Here is a 13,154-nt window from a genome sequence, read left to right as displayed (position 1 = left end):
TATACCATGCTTTTTCTATCTTTGTCATCATATTAAAATAATAAGATTTTTAGACCCCATTATAGGGCTCAAACCCCGATGTTAAGAAGGAGTTGTGAACATCGAAAAATCTTCCTTCACAATCTCGCTGGCCAGAACTTTGATCGCCTTGACGCAAAGCACATCCGGCACACCCGTTTCGCCATGGCCAAAAGGTCAACACCGCGTAAGTGAGGTTGAATCGGCCGCCGGGAAGATACCGGACGTCAAGCGGAACCATGGCCCTATTTAAAACCGGGGTCCAGGGCGGCAGCGGAGCGCATCCGTGTTCGCGAACCTGGGGAATTCGAACGACAAGCTTTTCCATTATCCGCTGGATTATCCGTTGATGGAGGGCAAAAGCCACGCTGGGTGAAGAACGCCACGATTCATCCAGGATTATTTCCATATCTCGGTCAAACCACGTCAGGAAATATCCTTTTCCTGAGATGTGGAAAAGGTGCTGATGGTGATGGCTGGCAAAATCGGATTCTGAAAGGAGGGGCAACTGGTCGCTCAAACTTTTCTTTCCGTTCGTCCTGGCATAGTGTTTGGGATTGCGGTCGCGGGCGGAATCCTCGATAGGAACCCGCGATCAAATAGCATTGGAGCGCACATTATGAGTAGATATCGCTGTACCGGCATGAAGCCGTTTTATGTAATGGAAGTTCTTGAGAAATGTCAAAGCATCGCCTGCCAGGGGCACGACGTGATCCACATGCAGATCGGCGAACCGGACTTCGACACCCCGGAGTGCATCAAACAGGCCGCCTGCAAGGCCTTGATGGACGGCCACACCCACTACACCCACAGCCAGGGGATTATTGAGCTTCGGGAGGCCATCTGCCGCCACTACCATGCGACCTATGGAGTCGACGTCCATCCGGACCAGATCATTGTCACCGCCGGTACTTCACCTGCTATGTTTCTCGTTTTTTCGGCCCTGCTGGCCGCGGGGGAGGAGATTATCGTCTCGGACCCTCATTATGCCTGTTATCTGAATTTCGTGCGCTTTGTCGGCGGCGTGTCGGTGTGCGTGCCCACGTTGGAAGAGGACGGGTTTCAGTTCCGGCCCGAGGACGTGCGATCCAGAATAACGCCCAAGACCCGCGGGCTGCTGATCAATTCTCCGTCCAATCCCACCGGAACCTTGCTCTCCGCTGAACGGATGCAAACCCTGGCCCGGAATTGCGCCGAATCGGAAGGGCATCCCTGGATTCTCTCCGACGAGATATATCACGGCTTGGTCTACGAGGGCCGGGAGCGAAGCATCCTCGAATTCACGAACCGGGCCTTCGTCTTCAACGGGTTTTCCAAGGCCTACGCAATGACCGGATGGCGGCTTGGCTATGTCATCGCCCCGAAGGAATTTATCCCCACCCTGCGCATTCTGCATCAGAATTTTTTCATTTCCGCGAACGCCATGGCCCAATGGGCCGGGATAGCGGCCTTGGAATCCGCCGGACCGGACGTGGCCCGGATGCGGGCCGTCTACGATCAACGACGTAAATACTTGGTCCGCCGACTGCGGGAACTCGGCCTGGGCGTCGCCGTGGAACCCACTGGCGCCTTCTACGTCCTGGCCAATGCCCGGCATTTGGGAACGGACTCCTTGAAACTGGCCTTCGACATCCTGGATAGGATCAAGATCGGCGTGGCCCCAGGCATCGACTTCGGCGCCAACGCCGAGGGCTTCCTGCGTTTTTCCTACGCTAATTCCCTGGAAAATATAGAGGAGGGTATGCGGCGATTGGAGGGGTATATCGAGCAGTTATCAGCGTAATTTTTATTATTGATAAAAAAATCATTTCAAAGAAGGATTCTCCGTAGCTTGTTGAGCGAAGAGCATTTTATAAGCCCAATCAGCCGCACGGAGGTGATTCATGGCTGTTTTTTGTTCATCTAGCCGGAAGAAGTCGATCATAGAAACCACACTCGTCCAATCACCCCTTTCCACTGCAATGGTCATCTTGATCCACTGGCGCATGAAGTTATCTTCCCCACGTAATGCCGCTCCAATATCTTTTTCCAACGGCAGATGAATGAGGATATCTTCCATAGGGAGATTGAGCATGGCATCGAGGTTGGAAAAGAGTCCAAGAAGGAACATCGTATCCGGGTCATGTTTACGTTGATTAGCCTCGACGGCGAGTATTTCAAGAAAACGGGCTCGATGAACACTGCTGAAAAGGAGTTCCTGATTTTTCCCCTCAGAGCCAATGTCGGCAAGCATGGACAACATGGCCCATTGCTTAATGGCTCGAGAGCCCATCAATGTTACGGCTTGAGAAATGGAACGAACATTATGCCTAAAGGAATAAAAGACGGAATTAATATGTTTCAGTAACCGGAAACTCAGCCCGGGATCTTGACTGATTATTTTTGCCACTTGGGACACTTCGAAGTCTTTTGCGTTTATTTCATGGATCAGTCGGATTCTGTTGACGACCGCTGTTGGGATGGTTCTTCCAGTGATAATTTCAGGACGAGAAAAGAAAAAACCTTGAAAATAGGAAAAGCCCAGAGAGGCAGCCAGTTCCAGAGTCGGCCTGTTTTCAACTTTTTCTGCAAGAAGCAAACACCTATATTTATGTAGTTTTTGTCCAATTTTAATGAGTTCCGTCCAGGGACGACCTAGAAACTCAACCTTGATGATATCCGCCAACTCCAATAAGGGATCATATCCTGGCTGACCGACATAATCATCCAAAGCAATGGTATATCCGTTGTCTTTGAGCGTGCTCAAGGATGCGATGATCTCCGGATTGGGTTTCACGGTTTCAAGGACCTCGATGACGCAATTTTCTTTAGGAAGGGCGAGAGGGGCGTTTTTTAAAAGTAATCCTGTTGGGTAGTTTATGAAAATTTTCCTTCCTTTTGGTATCGATTCGGTCGCCATGGAGAAGCCTTCGGTAATCACCATGGCAGTGGCCTGCTCCGGGTCAGAAAACTGAGCAACATTATCGTTTCCGCTGGATCTGAATAAAAGCTCATATCCCCAGACATTCAAACGATTATCGTAAATTGTCTGTCTTCCGATAAAAATAGGCAGATATGTTGTCTTTGGAGGTGTCAACGAAGCTTGATCCATTGGTTTTGAAATTCCTATTTAAAGGTGGAATATTCCTTGATGCTGGAGACATACTCATCGATAATTGCATGTGATTCGCCGATAAGTTCGATAAATTCAAGTCCGAGGGCCATTCTTGCTTCGTTATTGGCACTGCGAACGAAGGATTTAGCATACACCTCTTTGTCATTATTTGCGGTTTTGAAAACAAGATATACTTCGCGTCCCTCGCATTGATCCGGGGAAATGTCTGAATTATTCAGATCCAGAACGATTCGCGCTCCACCTTGTGAAAGGTTAACGATCATGGTTTTGTATTCGTTTCCATCGAGTAACATCTGAGCAGGGAGGAAGCAGTCCATTCTGTCGTGACGTCTCAGGTGTAGTTTCTCAAAAAAAGATGGGAATTTTAAAAAAACAAGAGGATAAGGTTTAATAATTATTTTAGATACTGTAGTTTTGAATCCGCATAGCTGATAATCAACATTCATTCCTCTTACAGTAACAGTGTTATTTTCAGTAACAATTTTATGTTTTGTTATCAGATTATGCAACCAAACAAGAAGAAATTCACCCTGTTTAAATCCAACTAATTCGCCCCACAATCGCTCACCTGTACTACATATTTTTATATGAAGCCGCTCTCCTACGCGCATTAATAGGTTGTATCCGCATTCCAGAATGGGAAGCGGCTTAATAGGTTGGATAAGTTTTTGCTTATTTTTTTTTTTGAATTAATTTCACTCATTATAGTTATTCCTAATATTATTTTAAAATTCTAAATATGTAAAAAGTAGAATTGCTTTGCAAAAATATTAAAAAAACTTTTCCGATGTAATATATATTTTGAAAGAATTGATTTTATGAAGAATACAGTATGGATGCAGATTTGTAGTGAAATATATTTTGGAAGTGAAATATAAAGTAAATAAATATAAGAGTAAAATAGATGTCACAAGCGGAATTTTACAAAGAATACTTTTTCACCTTTCAAATATAATAGCAATATTGTGGGAAGATATCAAAAATAGCGATTAACTCCACGAGGAGTTCAATTTTGGATTTATTGACAAAAAATTACAAAATTATCAAGCTTGAATTTCAAGATCAACAAGCACGGAAGTGCAGCCTTGCTCCATTTTCTCGCTCCTTTTGCGATTTTTGATCCGATATTGCGCCATCCACTAAATAATCCATGCCTAAAATCGACTTTTCGTCAATCATTCAACAAATCAGCCGCCTTCTGGAATGGGTGCCCAGGCTGCATCGGGCTTTGGACCGGGATGATGGCGAACTGAACGACCTGCCTGGATGGTCCGAGTTGGTGGGCAAGCCGGTGCGGATAATCGCCCATGAGGGACGGATTTGTTTGGTCTGTGTACTTTTCGGTCCTAGTGGGGCCGGGAAAAGCACGGTCTTTCGGCTACTGACCGGCATTCCCGTTCCTGCCGGTGAAACGAGGCGGCCCATGACCTCCAATCCCGCCGCTGCCGTGCCGGAGCCCTTGCGTGACGTTCTGGACCTGGGAGAAATCTTTCCCGGCTACGAGCTGTATCCATTGCAGGAAATGGACATGCTCCGGGACGGACGACGACCGGGGAAGAACCTTTATTTTCAATATTACCGGGATGACCAAGCGGATCGGCAATCGGAGTCAGCCTGGATGGTCCTGGTGGACGTACCGGACTTTAATACCGTGGAGCAGAGCAATCGGACCCGGGCCGAAGCCATGCTCGGGCGGGCGGAGACCGTGATATTCATGGTCTATCCCGAAGCCTACAAGGACGCCGCGGTGATGGAGCAGCTCCGAGCCGTGGCCAGACGGGCCGGGCATCTGGTCTACGTGATTACCAAACTGTCCACTCCCAACGAGGCTGAAGTGGCCCGGGACATCTGGGAGGATGTGTTGAAGCATGTCCGACAGACTCCGGAATTTCAGGATTTGCGATGGGATGGACGGCGGATCGGCGCGTTTCTGGAACAGGCGGCGGTGTACTATGCCCCGCGCGACGTTTCTCCGAAGTTGGAGGATATCCGGCCGCTGAACCCGAATGGTCCGGATTTTTGGTTCTTAATCAAGGGCCAAGACGCCGTTGAGGTGTACTGGTCCAACCTTTTGGAGGTCGTGGACCAAGTATTGACCTCTGCCGGGGCCGTGGCAAGGGAAGCTCATGACCTGCGTGAGTCGCTGACCCAGCGATTGGTTGTCGCGGATCGGCGAATCGTCGAGGTCAGCGAACGGATCGCCGGGTCCCAGTTTCCCGCCGGGGAACTGGTGGAGCTGATCATCGACGTGGTCAAGGAAAGTCGTCCGGGGTGGCTGCGGATGGTCACCCTGCCCGTTGCCCGGGCCGCGGGCATGCTGTTGTCCTTGCGCGGGTTATTCGCGAGATTTCGCGATACCGAGCGAAGGGCCGTGCTGCGGGATCGCCGGGAACTGGAGCGGCGACGATTGGAAGAAGCCGTGGTCGTGCTCCTGGAGGCGTGGCGGCGGGATAATTCCTCGGAGACTACATTGTTTTCCGCTGAAAGATGCCGGGAAGCGACCCGGCATCTTCAGGAGCATGAGCCCCCCCCGGTGCGCGACGACTGGAAGGAAGCGCTGCGGGCCGACGTGCGGAATTGGTCGCGACAGCATCCCTGGTACGGCTCCCTGGTGGGGACGTTGTCGGAAATGCTGGTGTTACTGGGCGGCGCGGCCCTGGTTTTGGATTTGGCCGTGTCCGGAGGGGTATTCGGCGCGGTGGGCCAGCTTGGGGTGGCCGGGGCCGCCGGAGCCGGGAGTCTGGGCGCGGGAACGGTGTTGAAAATGTTCGAGGAACTCAAACTCAAGGATATCCTGGAAAAGGCCGATGCCAAATGGCGGGCCCAGCGTCGGGACGAACTGGAGGCGCATTTGCGTGAGTATCTTGCGGAGCCACTTTTTGGGAGAAACTGGCGAAAACGGATTCGCGCCTTGGATGAGGCCGACCCTGTGGCCTGCTTGGCCGCGGTGGAGGCGATTCGGACAAGGTGGCCTAAACAAAGTGGTTCAGGAGTCCACTCATGACCGCTCCGCGATTTTTTCCCCATCGCATAACCGCCAGGATTGAAGAATTGATCCAGAAGGCGCGGCGCTTCGACCGCCTGCCCGCGGCCCAGGCCATGGCCCTGCGCCTGGAGCGGGTTCTGGGCGTTCTGGATGACCGGACAGGCTTGGATGTCGGTCTTGGCCGCCCGGTCGTCATCGTGCTCTTGGGTGGGACCGGAGTGGGCAAGTCCGAGCTATTCAACGCCCTGCTGGGTAAGCCCGGCCTCAGTCCAACCTCGGCCACTATTCGTCCCAAGACCACCCGCGCCCATGTCGCGGTGGCCCCGGCGGATAAACAGCATCTTACATTTCTCGACGAAGCGGACGTGGTGATCACCGATCACCGCTTGTCCGGAACGGCCCTGATTGACGCGCCGGATGTGGACAGTACGGAGTCCGTGCATCTAGAGCGCACCCGTCGATTGGTGGAGCGGGCGGACATTGTGGTTTACGTAGGCAGTCCGGACAAGAGGGCCAATTTCAGCATCCAAGATGAAGTCCGTCGCTGGGCGGCCCGCAAGCGCTGGTTTTTCGTCCTGAACAAGCTGGACCAGATTCCGGACCAAGACCGGGAGGCCGTGTGCGCGGATTTTCTGGGCCGGGTTCGGGATTTGGGTTTTGACGTGGACCAGGGCGGTTTTTTCGCGGTCAGCGCGGTTGTGGCGCAAAACGGAGAAGATGGATTGAACGAGCGGTTCGAACGGTTGCGCGCCGCCCTGTTCGCCCACCGGGCCAAGGAGCAGGTCCAGGCCTTGCGAACCGAGGACGTCTTCAATCAGGTCCGCCATGCCCTTTCCGTTTCGGTCCGCCAAGACCTGGAAAGCCTGCACCGGACCTTGTCGGCCCATGAGCAGGAGTTGGACGGACGAGTGCGCGGAATTTTCCTCAAGGCCCTGTCCACGCCCCACAGCCAAGACATGCTGCGCCGGATCATTCGGGAACAGGCCTGGCGGGCCGCTCCGGGCCGTGTGGGCGGCTTTTTGGCCCTGCCGGTCTGGGTGCGCGGGCGGCTGGCCTTTTCCGGCCTGGCCTACCATCTGGCCAGGATGTCCGCGGGCGGGCCGTCCCTGACCAGGATGCTCCGGGCCGGGTGGCACGCGGCAAAGGCCGCCTGGCAGGGGATTTTGCCCGTACGGACCATCCTGCAAGGGTTTTCCGCTGAAGAGGAACGCCGGTTGACCGATATCGTCCAGGATTCGCGAAGAACCTTGCAAGACCTCGGATTGGATCGGCTGGACGGCGCGAAACCATCAGCTTTTGAGCCACCGGCTTCAACTCCTGAAGCGGAGCAAGCGCTTTGGGCGACCCGGCTTCTGCATCAAAGCCTGAACGTGCTGCGCTCCCAAGGCGTGCTACCCCGGACGTCGGAACATTCCGAGCAGGATCAGCGCACCCGGGAATTCTTTCAGGAGCGTCTGGAACAGGCCGTGCTCGCCAGTGCCGGCCAACTGGCGGCCCGGCGCCTGGGCCTCGCGCACACCCTGGCAGGCAATCTTCTGCCAGTGCTGGTCTTTGGCCATGCCGCCCTGCGCTTGGTTTCCGGCTGGTTGGCCGGGGACTGGCTGCCCTTTGATTTCTATCTGACCGCTATGGCGGTGTTCCTGATCAGCCTTTTTCCAGGATACCTGCTCGTTTCCGTCGCCTTGACCCGCTCCGGCGATCTGCCCCCGCCGGAACAACTAGTCCAGGCCCTGGACGCTCCGGCGGAAACCGAATCCCTGCGCCGGGTGCGCCAGGATGTCGAGGAGTTGCTGGATCGGGTTCGGGATATGGAAGACGCGTTGCGGGTAAGCACGGAAGTTCTGCAACAGGAATTGGACCCGTCGCGTTTTGGGGCTGTCGTTCACGAAGCGAAAAACGACAAATAATTATATATAACTGTAACTCCTGATGTAAGTTTGAAAAAATATGCAAACCTTGATTCTCATCGTGGTTGTGGCCGCCCTGGTCGCCAAGGTCATCACCGAAGTCTGGCTGATTCTTTTGAACATGCGCGAAGTTAGGCGGCGGGATGCGCCGCCAAAAGCCTTGCGCGAGGTGATGGACGAGGTGACGTATCGGAAGTCCGTGGAATACACCCTTGCCAAAAGCCGGTTCGGGCTGTTCGGGGAGGCGTATGGAGCGGTGGTCCTGGCGGTGGTGCTTTTTTCCGGGATGTTGCCCTGGGCGTACGATCTGTTCGGCGGCGGGCTGTCGGCTTCGGTCTGGCGGGAAGGGTTGTATCTGGTTGCCGTGATGATCCTGTTGTCCCTGCCCGGTTTGCCTTTGGACCATCATGCCCAGTTTCGGCTGGAAGAACGGTTTGGATTCAACAACAGCACCTTGCGGCTGTGGGTCACGGACAAGATCAAGGGGCTGATTCTGGGCGTGATCATCGCCCTGCCCCTGCTGGCCGCAATTCTGTTCCTGATCGACTGGATCGGACCATGGTGGTGGGTTTGGGCCTTCGTGGTCTTTTTCGTCTTTCAACTGGTGATGATGGTCCTCTACCCCATGCTGATCCTGCCCTGGTTCAACACGCTGACTCCGCTGCCGGAGGGCGAACTGCGGCAGCGGCTGATGGCCCTGGCGGATCGGACCGGGTTCAAGGCCAAGACCATCCAGATCATGGACGGCAGCAAGCGGTCCGGCCATTCTAACGCCTTTTTCACCGGGTTCGGGCGGTTCCGGCGGATCGTGCTCTTCGACACCCTGATCGAGCAGCTGTCGGAGGAAGAGCTGGAAGCCGTGCTGGCCCATGAAATCGGCCACTACAAGCTCGGCCATATTCCGAAAATGCTGACTCTGTCCGCCGGCTTCGGGCTGGCCTCCTTCGCGCTGCTGGCCTGGCTGCTGCAAAGCCCGACGTTCATCGAGGCGTTTGGATTCCGTTTCGCGGATAGTGGCCCGGGCCCGGCCTTTCTGCTTTTTGCTCTGCTGGCCGGTCTGTTCACGTTCTGGCTTTCACCGCTGATGAATCGCCTTTCCCGCAAACATGAATATCAGGCGGATCGCTTCGCCCGGAAAAACGGCCTGGGCGCGGGCCCGATGATCAGCGCCCTGCGCAAGCTCAGTGAAAAAAATCTCTCCAACCTGACCCCCCATCCCCGGTACAGCGCTTTTCACTACTCTCATCCCACGTTGCTGGAACGCGAGGCGGCCCTGTCTGGTCGAGATAGAGGCGATTCGGCGTAAAGCCGAAGGTGGCGGCGGCCCATGTGGTCCATTTGGAACAGGCGGATAAACCGGTCTCGGCCCGCCTGGGCGAGCTGCCTGCCCAGGCGGGGGTTGCCCAGGATCTCCAGGACCGAGGCGGCCAGGCTGACCATGTCGCCCGGAGGCGACAGCAACCCGCTTTGTTCATGGATGACCTGCTCGGGAATGCCGCCGCTGGCAAAGGCCGCGCAGGGCAGGCCCCTGCACATGGCTTCGAGAATGATCAGGGGATGGTTGTCCGCCAGGCTGGGATAGACCAGCACATCCGCGGCGTCCATGCAGCGGAGGAGGCGTTCCTGGTCCAGATAGGGCAGCTCCAGGAAGTCCCCGCTGCGGTGGATCGCATTTCCGCCCACGGCCACGGCCACGGCCCGGGGTTCGCCCTGCTTGACGCGCTTCCAGAGCCGCTCCCACAGATGCCCGCCCTTGTACATGGCCTGCTTGCCGCCATGGGCCACGAAAAGCACGACTTTCCCCGCCGCGTCGATGCCCAGCTCCCGTTTGACGATCCGTTTTTCCTCGGAAGATTTGCTTGCCGGGGGGCCAAGGCTCTCCGGCACGGCGTTGGGGATGGTGTGGATTCGGGCCTGGGGATGGATTTCCCGGACCATGCGGCTCAGCCAGGCAGAGGGGGAGATCAGCAGCGGACGGAGCGTTTCCAGCAGCCGGAATACTGCCCGGCTGTGGTCGGCGTGAGCGGCTAGGTTTTGGGGGCAGTCCTGTTGGCAACCGGTTTTCCAGGCCCCGCAATGCAGGGGATAGGCGCAGCCTCCGGTGAGCAGGCGACAGTCGTGGAGGGTCAGCACCAGCCGGTGCGACGTGGCGGCGAATCCGTCCAGGCAGGTCGGCCAGTCGGCTGAACCGTGGAGGTGTACAATGGCTGTGTCGTCCGCGAGGTTACCTGGGTTGCGGACATGCTCGGCCACGGCAAAGGGTGAAAGGCATTGTCCGGTGGAGGCGTTATCCTGGATCTCGTAGGTGTGGGAGCCGGTGACGTCGTGCCGCGCAAGCCAGGCCATGAGGTTGTGGGCGAACTGGGCCGTGCCGCCCTGGGATTGCAAGGTTGTGTGGTGATGAACGTGCACGGCGTCACTCTTGAACCGACCAATCCCGCAAGGCCAGCTCGATGCTGGTCACGCCGTTGAATTCGTTGAACTTCGGGGTGTAGGCCAGGAGCATGGACTTTCCGGTGACGCTTCGGGGCAGGTTTGCGGCCTGGTTCCAGGCCTTGGCCCGCATGGTCACCTCGGCTTCGTCGTCGCGCAGGTCCAGGAACACGTGATCCGCGCCCACCGGTTTGCGGTTGCGCACGACCACCTGGGGGGAGAGAAACAGCGGCTTTGGGTTGTCCGCGCCGAAAGGAGCCAGGAGTTCCAGCTCTTTGAGCAGGTCGTAGTCGATTTCCCCGAAACCCAGGGGAGCGTCCAGGATCAGGGTGGGGGTGGGAGGGGTATTGTTCAGGGCCTGGGCTACCACAGTATTGAAGGCTTCCTGGAAGGCAGCGAAGTCGTCCCGGCGTAGCCGCAGTCCGGCGGCCTGGCTGTGGCCGCCGAACCCCTGGAGCAGATGCTGGCAGGCCGTGAGTCCCTCGTAGAGCGAGAATTCCGGGATGCTTCGCCCGGACCCCTTGAGGTGGCCGGATTCGTGGTCCGTGAGGATGATGGCCGGGCGGTAATGGGTTTCCGCAACCTTGGAGGCAATGATCCCGATGACACCCTCGTGCCAGTGCGGGGCGTGCAGCACCAGCCCGAAGCGGCCTTTCTGCTCCAGTGCCAGGCGCAGGGCTTCTTCCTGGATTTCCTTGCCAATGCCTCGCCTGTGGGTGTTGTAGCCGTCCAGTTCCTTGGCCAGTTCCCTGGCCTCGGTCATGTCCCGGGTCAGTAACAGGCGCAGGGCGGTTTCGGCGTGGCCCAGTCGACCGGCGGCATTGATCCGGGGGGCCAGACCAAACCCCACCCGATCCTCGTCCAGCACCGCGCCCGGTTTGTATCCGCAGACTTCCTTCAGGGCCACGATGCCCGGACGTTTCCCTTCCTTGAGCATGGACAGGCCGTTCTTGGCCAGTATCCGGTTTTGTCCGGTCAGCTCGACGATGTCCGCTATCGTGCCCAGGGCTACCAAGTCCAGGAATTGACGCATGTCCAGGGGGTCGCCGGGGAGCATCCGGTTGAGCACCGCGGCCAGGAGAAAGGCCACCCCCACCCCGGCCAGGTTGGGGCACGGGCAGTCGCCGATCTTGGGGTTCATGATCGCGTCCGCGGCCGGAAGGTCGGGACCGGGCAGATGGTGGTCGGAGATCACCACGGTCATGCCCAGTTCCTTTGCCCTGGTCACTTCCGGGAGGTGGCTGATGCCGCAATCCACGGTGATCAGCAGGCCGATCCCCCGCCGGGCCAGGTCCTCGATGCCGGTATTGTTCAACCCGTAGCCTTCGGTCTGGCGATGGGGGATATGATGATCCGCTTCGACGCCTCGGGCCTGGAAAAAAAGCAGCAGGAGCGCGGTGCTGGTGATGCCGTCCACGTCGTAGTCGCCCCAGACGGCCGGCTTCCTGCCCTGGGCGATGGCTTTGGCGATGGTTTGTCCGGCGGCGTTCAGGCCGCACCATTGTTCCGGTTGGGCCAGATGCCGCAGTCCGGGAGACAAGAACAAATCCATTTCCTCGGCCGTGCGCACGCCGCGGCTCCAGAGAAGAGTGACCAGAAGCGGAGAAATATCCAGGTTGGCGGCCAGGTTTTGGACATGATGCCGATCGGGCAAAGCGGAGCGAAACCTCCACGTTTTTTCGGGGAAGGTGGGGAGTGTGTGCATGATGGGAAAAGGACTGGTGCTGATCAGAAGGACATTTTTGGGCTTTATGCCGCGATTCCCAGGCTTCGTAGAAACTGGTCGGTCCGGCCCGAGGCCCGCATTTCGGGAATTAAATTCTGTTCGAGGTCTTCTGGAAGCCGAAGGTCGCGGATGTCCTTGGCGGGGAGGTTTTTCTCGGGCCAATCGCGGGAATGCTGGTCAAGCTGATGGCGAACCAGAACGTCCGCCAGCCGGATCATCCTGGCTTGTACCTCGAAATCCTTGGCCAGCCCAGGGGCGTGATGCCAATTGATGGGTTCGGTCAGGGAAGCCGGGAGAAACCAGGATTTCAGGGTCATCGCCCCTATCAGGGCGTGATCCAGCCCCCAATAGGCGTCTTCGGCGACAAAGAGCGGAACATTTTTGGCCGCGCACAAAGCAAGGATGGCTTTCCAATCGTCGGGGCGGTAGAGGGCGGTGATCATCTTGCCCAGGTCATGGAGCAGGCCGATGGTGAACAGTTCTTCGGGGTCCGTCCCCGGAGCGTGGCCGGCCATGATTTTGACGGCATGGGCCACATCCACCTGGTGTCGCCAGTGGCTCGAAACGTCAAAGATATCCGCATCCAGGCGCTGCTCCAGGGAGCGGATGTTCAAGAGCAGAAGCAGTTTACGGACTTCCTGGAGCCCCAGGATCATCACGGCCCGATGCACGGAACCGACTTGGGACTGCAATCCATAATAGGCCGAATTGGCCATGGTCAGAACACGGACGGTCAATCCCTGATCTTTCTCGATGACCTTGGCGATGTCCACCAGCGACGAACTGGATTGGTCGCTGGTCAGCGAAAACAGCGTCTGAAAAAGTTGCGGGGAAACCGGAAGATCTTGATGAATTTCCGGTAGTTCGTTCAAAAAATCTTGCCCTCTGGCGTGAAAAGCCACCCATAACTCCCTTAGGTTTTTCCGAAATATGACGCGCCGATGGAGCGGGTCATCGATACGCGGACGT

The 13,154-nt window shown here is 56.6% G+C and carries 9 protein-coding genes; 4 read left to right on the top strand and 5 right to left on the bottom strand.

What is annotated here, in order from left to right; translation table 11 throughout:
* Nucleotides 1–637 precede the first annotated feature (637 nt).
* A complete protein-coding gene (locus C6366_RS10195; RefSeq protein ID WP_107737626.1) occupies nt 638–1,801 on the top strand; it encodes a pyridoxal phosphate-dependent aminotransferase in 1,164 nt (387 codons plus the stop codon).
* 21 nt (nt 1,802–1,822) lie between these two features.
* Here C6366_RS10195 and C6366_RS10190 read toward each other — a convergent pair whose 3' ends face one another.
* Together C6366_RS10190 and C6366_RS10185 are read right to left on the bottom strand one after the other, a co-directional pair.
* Entirely contained in the window at nt 1,823–3,109 is a 1,287-nt protein-coding gene (locus C6366_RS10190; protein WP_107737624.1) for an EAL and HDOD domain-containing protein, read from the bottom strand.
* Nucleotides 3,110–3,123: 14 nt separating this feature from the next.
* A complete protein-coding gene (locus tag C6366_RS10185; protein ID WP_107737622.1) occupies nt 3,124–3,744 on the bottom strand; it encodes a PilZ domain-containing protein in 621 nt (206 codons plus the stop codon).
* A gap of 539 nt (nt 3,745–4,283) precedes the next feature.
* On the opposite strand from C6366_RS10185, the gene C6366_RS10180 reads away from it, so the two are divergent.
* The 3 genes from C6366_RS10180 to C6366_RS10170 are packed head-to-tail and all read left to right on the top strand — an operon-like array spanning nt 4,284 to nt 9,332.
* Nucleotides 4,284–6,137 carry a hypothetical protein gene (locus C6366_RS10180; RefSeq protein WP_107737620.1) on the top strand — a complete coding sequence of 618 codons (1,854 nt, stop codon included), beginning with the start codon at nt 4,284–4,286 and terminating at the stop codon, nt 6,135–6,137.
* Nucleotides 6,134–8,026: a GTPase gene (locus tag C6366_RS10175; RefSeq protein ID WP_107737618.1), complete on the top strand. Its 1,893-nt coding sequence runs from the start codon at nt 6,134–6,136 to the stop codon at nt 8,024–8,026. Before C6366_RS10180 ends, C6366_RS10175 begins: the two co-directional genes overlap by 4 nt.
* A gap of 40 nt (nt 8,027–8,066) precedes the next feature.
* The gene (locus tag C6366_RS10170) at nt 8,067–9,332 is read left to right on the top strand and encodes a M48 family metallopeptidase (protein WP_107737616.1); all 1,266 of its coding nucleotides are present in this window, start codon (nt 8,067–8,069) and stop codon (nt 9,330–9,332) included.
* Here C6366_RS10170 and C6366_RS10165 read toward each other — a convergent pair.
* The 3 genes from C6366_RS10165 to C6366_RS10155 form a co-directional block, all read right to left on the bottom strand.
* Nucleotides 9,269–10,438, bottom strand: coding sequence for a glycosyltransferase (locus tag C6366_RS10165; protein WP_107737614.1), 1,170 nt, complete (start codon nt 10,436–10,438; stop codon nt 9,269–9,271). The two genes, C6366_RS10170 and C6366_RS10165, sit on opposite strands and share 64 nt — an antisense overlap.
* A 4-nt stretch (nt 10,439–10,442) precedes the next feature.
* Entirely contained in the window at nt 10,443–12,113 is a 1,671-nt protein-coding gene (gene recJ / locus C6366_RS10160) for a single-stranded-DNA-specific exonuclease RecJ (protein ID WP_233248456.1), read from the bottom strand.
* Nucleotides 12,114–12,208: 95 nt separating this feature from the next.
* Nucleotides 12,209–13,087, bottom strand: coding sequence for an HDOD domain-containing protein (locus tag C6366_RS10155; protein WP_158269730.1), 879 nt, complete (start codon nt 13,085–13,087; stop codon nt 12,209–12,211).
* Nucleotides 13,088–13,154: the final 67 nt, after the last annotated feature.

Source organism: Desulfonatronum sp. SC1 (genome assembly GCF_003046795.1).
GTDB lineage: Bacteria > Desulfobacterota > Desulfovibrionia > Desulfovibrionales > Desulfonatronaceae > Desulfonatronum.
This window is presented reverse-complemented; position numbering and strand designations above follow the sequence as displayed.